Genomic DNA, 12,985 nt, shown 5'->3' with positions numbered 1-12,985 from the left:
GCACCGAGGAGAACGCCTCGATCCGCGAGGGCATCCACGACCGCATGAGCCCTGTTCAGCGGGCCGGGTTGTTGCGGCTGCTGGAGGAGCGTGACAGCGACGGCACGACGCTGTTCAACCGGTTGAAGAAGCCCCCAAGGGGCCGACCTGGGCCGTGGTCAAATTGCTGGCAACACGCCTGCGTGCGCAGCGGCCAGTGCGACGTGCACTGCCCGGTCTGCGGTCGCCTCGTCGACCGGCTCGCCGGTGAACACGAGCCGGAAGTAGATTGGTGCGGCGAGGGCCTTGAGGAGTTCGGCAGGGTCGGTGTCCGCAGGTAGTTCGCCGCGCTCAATGGCTCGGGTGACAACGGGTTCCGCCCGCCGGAACCGGTCGTCGAAGAGGGCATGCTTGACTTCGGCGAACTGGGTGAGGCGTACGGCGTCCGAGAGGACGGTAGTGAGCAAGGCCCGGCCTGCTTGCGTCGTCATGGTGGCGACGAGGGAGCGGGCCAGCGCGCGCAGGTCACTCTCCACCGCCCCGGTGTCGGGGATCGGGATGTCCGTGGCGAAGTGGTTGGCCAGCGCCTCGGCGACAAGGCCGTCAGAGTCTTTCCAGTTCCGGTAGATCGTCGTTTTGTGTACGCCGGCCCGTTGAGCGACGCCTTCGACGGTCAGGGCTGCATACCCGCTTTCCGTGAGCTCGGTGATGGTCGCCTCCAGCACGGCGGCGCGCATCTTGGTGCCTCGCCCGACAGCGGGTGCACGCCTTGAGGGCGACCCAACAGACTCCATTGCAACTCCTAGTTGCGTTGATGGCGGAACATGCAGCAGGATCAGACTATCGCAACTTTGAGTTGCAATGCGGCTGTGCTCTTTCGAGGCCGCAGGCACTCCTGACCCACGAATAGGAGCTCCCCATGACCCGTGACTCCCGGGCAGCCTCGCGAGCCTCCCTGCGCGACCCTGGCGACACAGCCACGTGCGGTGACCATCACTCCGCGAACTCAATGCTGCAAACCGTTCCGTGCATGAACTGGACACCGGACTCCATCCCCGACCAGTCGGGGCGCCTTGCTGTTGTCACCGGTGCGAACAGCGGCATCGGGTACGTCACAGCTCGTGAACTCGCCCGCCGCGGCGCCCATGTCATCCTGGCCTGCCGCAGCCGCGAGCGCGGGACGGACGCAGTGGAGCGGCTGCGAACCGAAGTCCCCGGCTCCCACGCCGAACTGCGCATGCTCGACCTCGCTGACTTGGAATCCGTCCGCGGTTTTGCTGAGGACTGGAGTCACGACCGGCTTGATCTCCTGGTCAACAACGCCGGCGTCGCCATGGTGCCGTTCTCCCGGACCGCCGACGGCTTCGAGTCCCAATTCGGCATCAACCACCTCGGCACGTTCGCGCTCACCGGCCTCCTCATGCCGCACCTGCTGGCCGCCGGCGATCCGCGCGTGGTCACGGTCAGCAGTGAGGGCCAGCGATTCGCCCGATTCGACATGGCCAACCTCAATGCTGAGCACCGCTACCGAACGGCGTTTGCCTACGTGCAGTCCAAGCGGGCCAATCTCTACTTCGCCATGGAACTGCAGCGGAGGGCCGACACCGCCGGGCTGAGGCTGCGCAGCATGGCTGTCGCCCCCGGACTCACCCGCTCCAACGTGCTCACCGGCGGCGCCAACAGCAACCGGGGTCGCGTACACGGTCTCCTCGCGCGCCTGCTCTTGCGCATCGCTTTCCGCCCCACACCAGACGGCGCCAAGACCTCCCTGTACGCCTCAACCGTCCCCAACCTGCCCGGGGGAAGCTACGTCGTGCCCGATGGGCCGTTCCAGCTCCGTGGCGAGCCCGTCCTTCGCAGCCGGGAACGGGCTGTCCAGGACTCCTCTACGGCCCACAAGCTGTGGGTGCTCTCCGAGCAGCTCACCGGCGTGCACTACTCATTGCCCGCAGAACCTCCTTCTCAGAAATGAGTAGTTCTGAGAGATCGCGAACCACCGACGGGTCATGTCCGGTTTGCCCCTGATCTTCGTTCTCACAACCTCTCGCAGAACAGCTTTCGCACAAAACCCCTCGCGATAGGTTCTGCGACATGCCATAGCCCGCCGAACCGGCCGCCCTCGTCGAACAGTTCGACTGCCCCACCTGTGAGGTGCCCGCCTGAAGCACCTGCCGCCCCCGCGGCGGCAAGGTCGCCCCGAAGTACCACACCCCGCGCTTCATAGTGGCGCCCGCGGCCCGCCGGACCCCCTCAGCCCCCGTGTTCCAGGCCGTGCCGGGGCCGGTACTGCTGCGGGATGCGGACCGGCAGGGCGCCGAGCGCCCGGTCGTGGGGTGGGGGCGGGGCCGGGTGACCGGGGGGTGTCCGGCGGGCCGCCATCAGGTCGGCTATGTGGGCGCCGCTGCGCCGGCCCTCGAGGTGGAGCCGGCCGACGTTGGCACGGTCGTCGGCGAGCAGGGTCAGCACCGCGAAGGGGCCGGCCGCGTACGTGGCGACGTACCCGTCCGCGCCGCGCACGAGCAGTTCGCGGAACTCGCCGCGGGCCGTGAGGTCGACCATGCGGTGGCCGACGCCGAGGGCGGCCGCGGTGAGGGCCGCGAGCCCTTCCGGCTGGACGCCGGGCATGTCCCGGGCGAGGACGAGACCGTCGACGCTGGCCGCCAAAGCCCCCGTCAACTGGGGCAGTCGTGTGCGCAGTCGGTGCAGTTCGTTCAGGACCTCGGCCTCGACGGCCATGACCTGTCTCCTTTCGGCGCGTCGGCGGCAGCCTGGTGGTGCGGCGTCAGGAGGCCGTCGGGAGGCGTCGTTCCGGAGCACACCGAAGGCACCCCCTCCCCGCACGGCCGTACGAGAGCGTGACCCCGAGATTACGGAAGGTGGCGGGGCGGGGTGGGGGGTTTGGCATTTTCCTCTGGAACATCCCGTGGGCGTCCGCCGGGGGCGGCGGCCGTGCCGTGGGCGGGGAGGCCGGGGCGGGGCCGGCGCCCCGACGCCCGGCGCGCGACGCACGCAGCGGCTGTCCTGTGCTCGATCTCCGGCGACACCGCGAGCGCCACACGGCTTGTTCCCCGTCGCACGGCGAGCCGGTGGTGGGCCGCGCCGGTTTCGGGCTGCCACCGGAGCACCCGGCGAGATCGAGTGGCCGCTGGTCAGCCCCTGTGCCCGGGGACTCGGCCCGGCGTCTGCGGGCCGACCTCGAGAAGCTCCCCGCCCGGCACGGCGGTGATCGGGGGTGCGGTTCGGCATCGACAGGGCCCTGGAGGCGGGCGCTCGCCCCTGCCGCACCGGCGGTTCGACCGACGTGGCGTACACCGTCGGCGGCACGAAGGTGCCCGCGGACCTGACAGCGACGGGCTACGACGCCTCGTCGCGCTGTGCGCGGCCGTGGTCGACGGCGTAGGCGGTGAAGACGTCCGTCGGCGCGCCTCCCGTGTGGAGGAATCGCTGGTCGAGAATGGTGGCGAGGTCTCTCAGTGCGCCGGCGAGCAGGTCTCCGGCCAGCCGTGCCTCGGGCCGCCGCGCCGCCTGTCCACGCCGGGCGAGGGCATCGGCGTAGCCCACGACGGCCGCCAACGAGGAATGGTCCTCCCCGTCGTGGAAGTAGTACGCCTCGGCGTACTGCGTGAAATCGATGCGGACGCGGACGACTTCCGTCGCCAGGCCGTCCAGCAGCACCGCACCGGCCGTGCAGTCGATCTGCTCCGGCGCCGGGTCCGCCTCACGCAGCAGCGCCAGCCGGATGGCGAGGACCCTTCTGCGGGTCAGTGCCGGGTAGATCTCCAGCACCCAGGAGACGGTGGCGGTCAGGAGGGCGAAGCCGACGAGGGCTTCCAGCGGCGAGACCAGACGCAGCCAGCCCTCGGCGGGTGAGATGTCCCCCAGCCCCAAGGTGGCCACCGTGACCAGCGACAGGTAGACGGAGTCGAGCAGCGCCGCCTCCCGCGCCGCCTCGGAACCCGACGAGAAGGTGAACGCCCCGGGCATGTGGGGCCAGTAGACGATCGCCCAGCCGAGAACGACGGTGGCGGCCCACAGGCCCACGACCGTGACCATGGAGAGGGGCCCGACGAGCCCGACGACCCGTCCGCGGGCTCGGAAGCGCCGGGTCAGCCGCCACAGCGCCGTCATGACGAGGCGGCTCAGGCCGCCGTGGCGGGTGGGGTGCCAGAGGGTGTGGAACAGGTCCCGCAGGGTGATCACGACGAGCCCTGCACCGATGAGCGAAACCAACCACTTCATGTACGTCTCCCACAGACCTGTCACCCGACACGGAGCCGCGCTCCCGGGGCTCGGGCACCCACCTGACGGGATCGCGCGGCGGGCGCGGGGCCCGCCACGCCCGTCCGTGCGGCTCGGCTCGTCGGCAGTACGAGCGTGGACGTCTCGCCCGGTCCGGCGGTCACCGTTCGGCGGCGACGGGAACAGTGGGAGCCCGGTCCTCGTCACGGGGACCGGCGATCCCGTGTCCGACGGGGCACGCACCGCCCCCGGGGTGGGTCACGTGGGCCATGCGGTCGCCTGACGGGTGATCGGCCGGGGCGCACCCATGGCTTCGATGTCGTGTTCGGCGGCGTTCAGGAGTTGCTGGGCGAGGGCGTTCATGGCCCGGCCCGCCGCGAGTTCGTCGCCGATCTCCGGGACGTTCGTGTCCGCCGGATGGCAGTGTGCGGTCCCGTGGCCGGTGAGTGCCTTGGTACCGGTGTCCAGTACCACACGCGCCTTCGTCGTTCCCTCGTCGTCCTCGACGACGTCGAGACGAATCCTCCATTCCACGGTGTGCGGCATCGCTTTCCTCCTCACGTCGCCACCTGCGCCCTGCGTCCTGCACTCCTCGACACGGCGCCGAACCGGGCCGGCCGCCGGTTCGCGGCCCCCCGCCCCCGCGTCACGGGGTCCCAGCGGCGGTCCCGTGCCGTCGGCCGGCTGTTCACCGGCGGGTCGGGTCACCCGCCGGACGGCGGGTGCCGCCGTCCTCGCCGACCCGATCACCGACGTCCGTCGTACTGCACCATTCTGGACGCCAGGCCGATCCAGGGCGCGTCGGCACCGACGGCCGGGGCGGGCGGCGCGGCGCCCCGCTGTGCCCCGGGGGCGGCCTTGACCTTCGAGCCGGGTCGAAGGTCTACCGTCGGCGGTATGGGCACGATGCGGATCTCCCAGCTCGCCGAGCGCTCCGGCGTCCCGGCGACCACGTTGCGCTTCTACGAGGGCGCCGGGCTGCTGCCCGCCGACCGAACCCCGTCCGGTTACCGGATCTACGGCGAGGAGGCGCTCGAGCGCCTGGCGTTCATCGGTGCGGCGAAGCACCTCGGGCTGCCGTTGGGGGAGATCGCCGAACTGCTCGGGGTGTGGGAGACGGGCGCCTGCGCGGACGTGCGGGCAACGCTGCGGCCCCGCATCGCCACCCGACTGGCCGCGGCCGAACGGCGCGTGGCCGGGCTCCGGGCCTTCGCCTCCTCACTGCACGGCGCGCTCGAGCACCTGGACGCGCTCCCCGACCGCTCCGGCCGCTGCGATCCCGCGTGCGGCTTCCCCGGTCCGGCGACGTCGGGAGCCGGCCCCGAGGACGGCGCCCTCGCTCCCGACCGCCCGGTCGCCGCACGGACCGGTGCGCGACGGCGCCGGTCGCCCGTGGCATGCTCGCTCGACGAGGACGACCTCGGTGAGCGGACGGAGCAGTGGCGGAGGGCGATCGAGGGGGCCGAGCGCGTCCCCGTCCCCGACGGGCTACGGCTGACCGTGCCCGCCGAACGAGCCGGGATCGTGGCCGCCCTCGCCGTGGCCGAGCAGCGGTGCTGCCCCTTCCTCGACTTCCGTCTCCACCTGGACGGCCCGTGTCTGCACCTGGAGGTGAGGACCCCGGCCGAGGCCGCGGTCCTGCTCGACGACCTGTTCTCCCCCGCCCGCTGACCCCCGCCCCTGCCTGCTGTGTCCCGCCCGCCCGAAGGATTCCCGCCGCATGCTCGTCGCCCGCTCCGTCGCCCTGTTCACCGTCGCCGCACTCTTCGAGATCGGGGGTGCCTGGCTGGTCTGGCAGGGCGTGCGCGAGCACCGCGGCTGGGCCTGGATCGGCGCCGGTGTCATCGCGCTCGGCCTGTACGGTCTGGTCGCCACCTTCCAGAGTGACGACCACTTCGGCCGCGTCCTCGCCGCCTACGGCGGGATCTTCGTCGCCGGGTCCCTGGCGTGGGGCATGGTCATGGACGGCTTCCGCCCCGACCGCTACGACGTCATCGGGGCCCTGGTCTGCCTCGCGGGCATGGCCGTCATCATGTACGCGCCCCGCGGCCACTGATTCGTGGCAGTGGCCGCCGCTGACCCGTGGCAGTGGCCGCGCGGTGACCACGGCGTCGAAACCGCCGAAGGGCGCCGTGCCGCCGCTCGTGCCCGTGGAGGGTGACGGCTGGCGTGCTCGCCGCGTCCGGCGCCGCCCCGGCCCGTCGTGAAGGCGCCCGCCGGTCCCGCGCGGTGGTGTCGATCCGGACGGCGGCCGGGACGACGGGGTGTCGCCGATGCGGTGGTCGCGGACCGGTGGATCGGTGACGGCGAGGTGGGTCCGGTGGCCGCTCATGTGCGCAGGTCGAACCGCTCGGTGGCCTTGACCAGGCCGTTCACCTGAATGTCGACCGCGTGCTCGCCCGCGTGGTACCGGCGGGTCTGCACCTCCTTGAACGTGTGGGTCTTGCGCACGGCCCGCCGTTCGCCGGCGGCGAGCTCGAGGGTCGTCAGCTTGAAGACCTTGGGGATGCTGCGGCCGTTCCCGCGGACGTGGTGGACCACGTAGTCGACGGTGACGCTGTGGGCCCGAGCGTCCGTGTTCTGGACGGTGAATTCGATGACGAGGGTGTCCCCGACGGCCACCGCCGCGGGCGTGAGGCGCAGCCCGGACACCTCGACGAGTTCGCCGCCCGTCGCCCCGAGGATCGCCAGGGCCCGCTGGTCGCCCTTCTTCACCAGGGTGCGCAGGGCGTGCTTCACGATCCGGTTCGTCTCGGGGGTGGGGCTCTCCTCCAGCCAGCGCAGCGCGGTGTCGAGTGCGGTGCCGGGGTTGTCCTTGGAGATGTCGTTGAGGTTGTTGGCGACGGACTTGCGCACGTACTCGGAGGGGTCGCTGCGCAGGGGTTCGAGGATCTCCAGGACGGGCCGCGGGTCCCGCACGAAGACGCCGAGGGTGCGGGCCCAGGGCAGGCGGGGGCGGATTCCCTCGCTGGCCAGGCGCCGGACGTTGTGGCTCGGGCTGTGGGCCCACTCCGCGACGCGCTTCATCGTCGTCGTGTAGTGGTCCTCGACGAAGGGCCTGATGGCGTACTCACCGGTGTGACGCCGCGTGATCTCCTCGATGGCGTCCAGCGACACCTCGGGGTGGTCAAGGCCGTACTCCTCCACGTACCTGGCGACCGGCATGAGGAACCAGCTGGTGTTGAACATGCCCTCGCCCTCGGCGAGTTCGTCTCCGAGGATCGACGTCAGCACGGCCACGGCGGTGGGGTAGTCCTCGGGGAGCCGGGTGCGCAGTCCCCGGGCCAGGAGGAGGACGCGGTCCTTCAGCTCCTTGCCGGGGATGCCCTGTTCGACTTCTGCGGCGTACCCCTCGACGTCGAACTCGGGGTGGACGGCGCGGACCTTGCCGCCGACGAGGCGCGCGGCCTCCCCGTTGAAATGGCGCTTCAGTCCGTATTCGCTGGTCATGGTGCTCGGGCCTCTTCGTCTCGTGCGGGTGGGTGCTGTCGGTGGTCGTGGTCTCGGAGCCCGGGGCGGGCGCGCCGGTGGTGATCCGGAACCGGCGGCGCCCGAAAGGACAGCTGGGAAGGGTGGTGACGTTCTGGCGTTCGCCGAGGAGTCGGATGAACGAATCGCGCCGAAGACCGGCCGAACTCATTCGCCCCACTCGTTCACGCGACCGTCGGCCGGTCCGTCCGGCGGCGGCGTCCGACCCGCGTTCCGCCCCGTCAGCTCCTGGAGGCGCTCGAGGTCGTCGTGCACCGACTCCCGCTCCCGTGCGGTGAGGTCGATCGAGGCGGCCCCGGTGAACGCGGCCTTCACGGCCTCCTCGTCGCCGAGGCGCTCGGCGACGTCCGCGCGCAGCACGAGGAGGCGCAGCAGCTGCACGGGGGTGGGCCGCTCGTCGTGGAAACGCAGCACCCGGTCGATGGTCTTCGCGGCGCCGGCGGGGTCCTCCTTGGAGTCCGCGAGGAGGGAGGCGTGGTGCAGGGCGCGGGCGAACGTCTCCCGGGGCGCGGCCCGGTGCCGCAGGTCGTCGCTCGCCTGCTGCCCGACGCGGACGCAGTTGCCGCCCGGGGCGGTCATGAGGAAGTGCCGCACGCCGTACGATATGTCCTTCAGGGGCCCGATACGGGGCAGGCCGCGGGTCGGCATCCGCCCGCACGTCGCTCTGAGCCCGCCCCGGAAGGCCTCGTACATCGCGTCGACGTCGTCGGAGCGGATGTAGCAGGTACTGAACGACGGGGCCGGGTCGTAGTGCTTCATGGCGAAGAACTGGAGCTCTGCGCCACCGCGTCGGACGACCGCGCACGAATTGGGGCTGTTCTGCCGGAAGGTCACCTCGAAGCCGAGGGCCGTGGAGAAGTCGAGGACGGGCTGGAGGGTCTGGCACGGCAGTATCGGAATGGTCTTCTCACCCATGCCGCCCACTCTAGTCAAGTTTGACTAGAGTGGGGGCCGGTACGTCACCATCCGCCGCCGAAGAAGACCGGGAGGGCCGGTGCCGGGTCTGCCGCGGTGGACGTGCTCGCCACGGCGACCACCGTGACGGCCGGCGGAGGCTCGCGCACGACCCCCAGCGGCTCCGGGCGCACGACCGCCCGGCCGGCTCAGCTCCCGGCGTCCCCGCTGTGCACGAGCTGGATCAGGTTGCCGCAGGTGTCGTCCAGGACCGCGGTGGTGACCGGCCCCATCGTGAGCGGCTCCTGGGTGAAGCGCACGCCACGGGCGCGGAGCCGGTCGAACTCGGCGTGCACGTCGTCCACGGCGAACGAGGTGGCCGGGATGCCGTCCTCGGCCAGCGCCGTCCGGTACGGCTTCACCGCGGGGTGGCCGGAAGGTTCCAGCAGCAGTTCGGTGCCCTGGGGGTCCTCCGGCGAGACCACGGTCAGCCACCGGTCCTCGCCGAGCGGGACGTCGTGCTTCTTCACGAAGCCCAGGACGTCGGTGTAGAAGCGCAGCGCCTTGGCCTGGTCGTCGACGAAGACACTGGACAGGTGGATCTTCATGGGGTGCTCTCCGGTGCGTCGGGCCTGAGCCATCGGGTCATGATGCGCTCCAGGGGCTCGGTGTGCAGATCGTGGTACTTGTAGCGGCCCTGACGCCGCGTGAGGACCAGGCCCGCGGATTCGAGCACGGCCAGGTGCTGGCTGATCGCCTGGCGGGACAGCCCCAGGCCGTGCTTGACCGCCAGCCGGCCGCACAGCTCGAACAGGGTCTGGCCGTCCCGTTCCACCAGCTCGTCGAGGATGCGCCGGCGGGTGGGGTCGGCCAGTGCCCTGAAGACATCTTCCGCCATGTCCGCCACGATAGGCAAGCAACGACTTGCCTATCAAGGGAGTGTCGACGGCGCCACCGGGGGCACGACCGGGGACGCCGCCGGCAGGGGCACGCGCCGTCACCCGGGGGCCGAGGGTTCACGCGGACGGCGGCGTCGCCGCAAGGGGTCCGCCGACGGATCCGTCGTGGGGCAGCGGCCGGTGGAAGGGGGCCGCTGGGCGTGAGGCGTGCCCGGATCTTCCCCTGACACGCGACCGCGTGTGGCCGGCGCCGCGGGACGCCGGCATCGCGGACCCGGGCCCGTGGGGCCGGCCGTAGGCCCCACGGCGGCGAGGGGCACCCGCGGGCCGCCGCCCACAGGGCGCACGGCACACCCACCCCGTACGAACGCACATGCCAGGATTGATCCGTCAGCGTGCCGCCCATGCGATGCAACAGATGACTTTCACCTCGCACGTGCGGCACAATCATCCGCGTGGGCGCACGCACCGTACCGGTGATCCGGCTGCCTCGTCCGCTGTCGGCGCCGACGCGAACCTCGACGACGTGCCGGAGCGGGTGGAGAGGGATGCGTGTCCGTCAGGACCAGAGGGAGTGGACCCGTGATGACCCGTTCCGCGCGCCGGAGCCGCCGGACGCTGCACGTAAGCGGTGCGGGCGCAGCCGCCCTGCTGGCCCTGAGCGCCTGTTCCGCCCCCGGCGACTCCTCGACGTCGGGCCCCGCCGCGTCCGGCTCCGCCCCGGGCCGGCTGTCGGGCACGGTGACCGTGTTCGCCGCGGCCTCGCTGAAGGAGAGCTTCACGACGCTGGGCGAGGCGTTCGAGAAGGCCCACCCGGGCACCGAGGTGACCTTCAGCTTCGGCGGCAGCGACAGCCTCGCCGCGAGCATCGCCCACGGCGCCCCGGCCGACGTGTTCGCCTCGGCCAGCACCAGGACGATGAAGATCGTCACGGACGCGGGGGCCGCCTCGGGCACGCCGGCCACGTTCGTGCGCAACCAGCTGGAGATCGCCACCCTGCCGGGCAACCCGGACGGGGTCACGTCGCTGAGGGACCTCACCGACGCGGACCTGAAGGTCGTTCTGTGCGACAGGACGGTTCCGTGCGGCGCGGCCGCCCGCAAGGCCCTGGACGCGAGCAGGCTGAAGCTCACGCCGGTCTCCTACGAGGAGGACGTCAAGGCCGCCCTGAACAAGGTCGTGCTGAAGGAGGCCGACGCCGCGGTCGTGTACAGGACCGATGTGAAGGCGGCCGGTGACAAGGTGGAGGGCGTGGACTTCCCCGAGTCGGCCGACGCCGTCAACGACTACCCGATCACCCTGCTCAAGGACGCGCGGAGCACCGCCACCGCCGAGGCGTTCATCGCCCTCGTGCAGTCCGCCGAGGGCCAGAAGGTCCTGACCGAGGCCGGGTTCCTGCGGCCGTGACCTCCCCGTCCCCGCACCCGTCCGGCGCCGCGGACACCCTGCCCGGTGGCCCGCGGCGCCACCGCGTCCGCACGGGCCGGGACACCCGCAGGGGCCGTGGAGGCCGTGGAGGCCGCGGCGGCGCCCCGCTGCCGCTGCTCGTGCCCGCGCTGATCGGACTGGTGTTCCTGGCCCTCCCGCTCGTCGCCCTGCTGATCCGGGCCCCCTGGCGGAGCATGCCCGACCTGCTGACCAGCGCCGAGGTGTGGCAGGCGCTCCAGCTGTCGCTGGTCTGCGCGACGGCGTCGACCGCGGTGAGCCTGGTGCTCGGGGTGCCGCTGGCCTGGCTGCTGGCCCGGGTGGAGTTCCCGGGCCGAGGGCTGTTGCGCGCCCTGGTGACACTGCCGCTCGTCCTGCCCCCGGTGGTGGGCGGTGTGGCCCTGCTCATGGCGCTCGGCCGCAACGGGGTCGTCGGCCAGTGGCTGGACGCGTGGTTCGGGGTCACCCTGCCCTTCACCACCGCGGGAGTCGTCGTCGCGGAGACCTTCGTGGCGATGCCGTTCCTGGTCATCAGCGTGGAGGGCACCCTGCGGGCCGCCGACCCCCGCTACGAGGAGGCCGCCACGACCCTGGGCGCCTCCCGCTTCACCGCGTTCCGCCGGGTCACGCTTCCCCTCGTCGCCCCCGGCATCGCGGCCGGCGCCGTCCTCGCGTGGGCCCGCGCCCTCGGCGAGTTCGGCGCGACGATCACCTTCGCCGGCAACTTCCCCGGCCGTACCCAGACCATGCCCCTGGCCGTCTACCTCGCCCTCCAGAGCGACCCCGAGACGGCCGTCGCCCTCAGCCTGGTCCTGCTGGCCGTGTCGATCGCGGTGCTGGCGGGGCTGCGAGACCGCTGGATGACCGCCTCATGACCCGCACCCGGAAGACCACCGCGCAGGACGCCCCCGGCTCCGCCGGCCCGGCCGGTGAAGGACTCGACGCCCGGCTGGTGGTCGAGCGCGGCGCGTTCCGCCTCGACGTGTCCCTGACCGCGGCAGCCGGTGACGTCGTCGCGCTCCTCGGACCCAACGGCGCCGGCAAGACGACCGCCCTGCGCGCGCTCGCCGGACTCGTCCCCCTCACCGGCGGTCATCTCCGGCTCGACGGAGTGGAGTTGGACCGCACACCCCCGGAGTCCCGCCCGGTCGGCGTGGTCTTCCAGGACTACCTGCTCTTCCCGCACCTGTCCGCCCTGGACAACGTGGCCTTCGGGCCGCGCTGTCACGGCGCCACCAAGTCCGAGGCCCGCGCCCGCGCCGCCGAGTGGCTGGCCCGGATGGACCTCTCCGCCCACGCGGGCGCCAAACCCCGCCGGCTCTCCGGCGGGCAGGCCCAGCGCATCGCCCTCGCCCGCGCCCTCGCCACGCACCCGCGCCTGCTCCTCCTCGACGAGCCGCTCGCCGCCCTCGACGCCCGCACCCGCCTCGACGTCCGCGCCCAACTCCGCCACCACCTCGCCGACTTCGAGGCCGTCGCCGTCCTCGTCACGCACGACCCGCTCGACGCCATGGTCCTGGCCGACCGCCTCGTCGTCGTCGAGGACGGCCGGGTCGTCCAGGAGGGCACACCGGCCGACATCGCCCGCCACCCGCGCACCGACTACATCGCCCACCTGGTCGGCCTCAACCTCTACCGGGGAGAGGCCGCCGGGCACACCGTCCGCGTCGACGGCGGTACCGGGATCACGACGACGGAGGACCTGACGGGCCCGGTGTTCGTCGCCTTCCCGCCCAGCGCGGTCACCCTCCACCGGGACCGCCCCACCGGTTCCAGCGCCCGCAACCTCTGGCGCTGCGAGGTGGCCGGCCTGGAGACCCACGGCGACCAGATCCGCGCCGCGCTGACCGGCGAACTGCCGCTGATCGCCGACCTGACCACCGTCGCCGCCGCCGAACTCGGCCTCCACCCCGGCGCCACGGTGTGGGCGACGGTCAAGGCGGCCCAGACACACGCGTACCCCGACTAGTAGTGCTTCGTTAGGTTGTGGGCTGTCTGCGGCTGCTCCGAGGTCTGGGCAGGGGGCGTCCGCAGGTGGTGCAGGTACCGGTCCAGCACCT

14 protein-coding genes are annotated in these 12,985 nt (G+C 72.1%); 6 read left to right on the top strand and 8 right to left on the bottom strand.

Annotated features, from left to right (window positions below):
• Positions 1-158: 158 nt before the first annotated feature.
• The gene (locus tag ACZ4YY_RS20075; RefSeq protein ID WP_468291628.1) at positions 159-716 is read right to left on the bottom strand and encodes a TetR/AcrR family transcriptional regulator; all 558 of its coding nucleotides are present in this window, start codon (positions 714-716) and stop codon (positions 159-161) included.
• Between the two features lie 293 nt (positions 717-1,009).
• On the opposite strand from ACZ4YY_RS20075, the gene ACZ4YY_RS20070 reads away from it, so the two are divergent.
• Positions 1,010-1,951, top strand: coding sequence for an oxidoreductase (locus ACZ4YY_RS20070; RefSeq protein WP_468291626.1), 942 nt, complete (start codon positions 1,010-1,012; stop codon positions 1,949-1,951).
• A gap of 278 nt (positions 1,952-2,229) precedes the next feature.
• On the opposite strand, the gene ACZ4YY_RS20065 is transcribed toward ACZ4YY_RS20070, so the two are convergent.
• From ACZ4YY_RS20065 to ACZ4YY_RS20055, 3 genes are all read right to left on the bottom strand, one after another.
• On the bottom strand, positions 2,230-2,715 hold the full coding sequence (locus tag ACZ4YY_RS20065; protein ID WP_468291623.1) for a roadblock/LC7 domain-containing protein: 486 nt from the start codon (positions 2,713-2,715) through the stop codon (positions 2,230-2,232).
• Between the two features lie 618 nt (positions 2,716-3,333).
• Entirely contained in the window at positions 3,334-4,218 is an 885-nt protein-coding gene (locus ACZ4YY_RS20060) for a potassium channel family protein (RefSeq protein WP_468291620.1), read from the bottom strand.
• Between the two features lie 258 nt (positions 4,219-4,476).
• Positions 4,477-4,764, bottom strand: a complete 288-nt coding sequence (locus ACZ4YY_RS20055) for a DUF1876 domain-containing protein (RefSeq protein ID WP_468291617.1) — start codon at positions 4,762-4,764, stop codon at positions 4,477-4,479.
• Positions 4,765-5,115: 351 nt separating this feature from the next.
• On the opposite strand from ACZ4YY_RS20055, the gene ACZ4YY_RS20050 reads away from it, so the two are divergent.
• Both ACZ4YY_RS20050 and ACZ4YY_RS20045 read left to right on the top strand, forming a co-directional pair.
• A complete protein-coding gene (locus ACZ4YY_RS20050; RefSeq protein ID WP_468291614.1) occupies positions 5,116-5,889 on the top strand; it encodes a MerR family transcriptional regulator in 774 nt (257 codons plus the stop codon).
• Positions 5,890-5,938: 49 nt separating this feature from the next.
• Positions 5,939-6,274 carry a YnfA family protein gene (locus tag ACZ4YY_RS20045; protein WP_468291611.1) on the top strand — a complete coding sequence of 112 codons (336 nt, stop codon included), beginning with the start codon at positions 5,939-5,941 and terminating at the stop codon, positions 6,272-6,274.
• 272 nt (positions 6,275-6,546) lie between these two features.
• Here ACZ4YY_RS20045 and ACZ4YY_RS20040 read toward each other — a convergent pair whose 3' ends face one another.
• From ACZ4YY_RS20040 to ACZ4YY_RS20025, 4 genes are all read right to left on the bottom strand, one after another.
• Positions 6,547-7,668, bottom strand: a complete 1,122-nt coding sequence (locus ACZ4YY_RS20040; protein ID WP_468291608.1) for a DNA alkylation repair protein — start codon at positions 7,666-7,668, stop codon at positions 6,547-6,549.
• Positions 7,669-7,854: 186 nt separating this feature from the next.
• Positions 7,855-8,622, bottom strand: a complete 768-nt coding sequence (locus ACZ4YY_RS20035) for a bleomycin resistance protein (protein ID WP_468291605.1) — start codon at positions 8,620-8,622, stop codon at positions 7,855-7,857.
• Between the two features lie 188 nt (positions 8,623-8,810).
• On the bottom strand, positions 8,811-9,209 hold the full coding sequence (locus ACZ4YY_RS20030) for a VOC family protein (RefSeq protein WP_468292126.1): 399 nt from the start codon (positions 9,207-9,209) through the stop codon (positions 8,811-8,813).
• Positions 9,206-9,499 carry an ArsR/SmtB family transcription factor gene (locus tag ACZ4YY_RS20025; protein ID WP_468291602.1) on the bottom strand — a complete coding sequence of 98 codons (294 nt, stop codon included), beginning with the start codon at positions 9,497-9,499 and terminating at the stop codon, positions 9,206-9,208. Before ACZ4YY_RS20025 ends, ACZ4YY_RS20030 begins: the two co-directional genes overlap by 4 nt.
• Positions 9,500-10,085: 586 nt before the next feature.
• Here ACZ4YY_RS20025 and modA point away from each other — a divergent pair.
• From modA to ACZ4YY_RS20010, 3 genes are read left to right on the top strand one after another with little or no spacing between them, the layout of a single operon-like run.
• Entirely contained in the window at positions 10,086-10,907 is an 822-nt protein-coding gene (modA, locus tag ACZ4YY_RS20020) for a molybdate ABC transporter substrate-binding protein (RefSeq protein WP_468291599.1), read from the top strand.
• The gene (locus ACZ4YY_RS20015) at positions 10,904-11,800 is read left to right on the top strand and encodes an ABC transporter permease (protein WP_468291596.1); all 897 of its coding nucleotides are present in this window, start codon (positions 10,904-10,906) and stop codon (positions 11,798-11,800) included. The genes modA and ACZ4YY_RS20015 overlap by 4 nt, the downstream gene beginning before the upstream one ends.
• Complete coding sequence (locus ACZ4YY_RS20010) at positions 11,797-12,894, top strand: ABC transporter ATP-binding protein (RefSeq protein ID WP_468291593.1); 1,098 nt, start codon at positions 11,797-11,799, stop codon at positions 12,892-12,894. Before ACZ4YY_RS20015 ends, ACZ4YY_RS20010 begins: the two co-directional genes overlap by 4 nt.
• Positions 12,895-12,985 lie beyond the last annotated feature (91 nt).

The organism is Streptomyces sp. NPDC030143 (assembly GCF_055573695.1).
The sequence above is the reverse complement of the archived record's forward strand: the minus strand, read 5'-3'. Positions and strand labels throughout refer to the sequence as shown.

Coding starts and splice junctions, on each gene's coding strand:
- ACZ4YY_RS20075 (WP_468291628.1), bottom strand. CDS start 716: ATGCGCGCCGCCGTGCTGGAGGCGACCATCACCGAGCTCACGGAAAGC.
- ACZ4YY_RS20070 (WP_468291626.1), top strand. CDS start 1,010: ATGAACTGGACACCGGACTCCATCCCCGACCAGTCGGGGCGCCTTGCT.
- ACZ4YY_RS20065 (WP_468291623.1), bottom strand. CDS start 2,715: ATGGCCGTCGAGGCCGAGGTCCTGAACGAACTGCACCGACTGCGCACA.
- ACZ4YY_RS20060 (WP_468291620.1), bottom strand. CDS start 4,218: ATGAAGTGGTTGGTTTCGCTCATCGGTGCAGGGCTCGTCGTGATCACC.
- ACZ4YY_RS20055 (WP_468291617.1), bottom strand. CDS start 4,764: ATGCCGCACACCGTGGAATGGAGGATTCGTCTCGACGTCGTCGAGGAC.
- ACZ4YY_RS20050 (WP_468291614.1), top strand. CDS start 5,116: ATGGGCACGATGCGGATCTCCCAGCTCGCCGAGCGCTCCGGCGTCCCG.
- ACZ4YY_RS20045 (WP_468291611.1), top strand. CDS start 5,939: ATGCTCGTCGCCCGCTCCGTCGCCCTGTTCACCGTCGCCGCACTCTTC.
- ACZ4YY_RS20040 (WP_468291608.1), bottom strand. CDS start 7,668: ATGACCAGCGAATACGGACTGAAGCGCCATTTCAACGGGGAGGCCGCG.
- ACZ4YY_RS20035 (WP_468291605.1), bottom strand. CDS start 8,622: ATGGGTGAGAAGACCATTCCGATACTGCCGTGCCAGACCCTCCAGCCC.
- ACZ4YY_RS20030 (WP_468292126.1), bottom strand. CDS start 9,209: ATGAAGATCCACCTGTCCAGTGTCTTCGTCGACGACCAGGCCAAGGCG.
- ACZ4YY_RS20025 (WP_468291602.1), bottom strand. CDS start 9,499: ATGGCGGAAGATGTCTTCAGGGCACTGGCCGACCCCACCCGCCGGCGC.
- modA (WP_468291599.1), top strand. CDS start 10,086: ATGACCCGTTCCGCGCGCCGGAGCCGCCGGACGCTGCACGTAAGCGGT.
- ACZ4YY_RS20010 (WP_468291593.1), top strand. CDS start 11,797: ATGACCCGCACCCGGAAGACCACCGCGCAGGACGCCCCCGGCTCCGCC.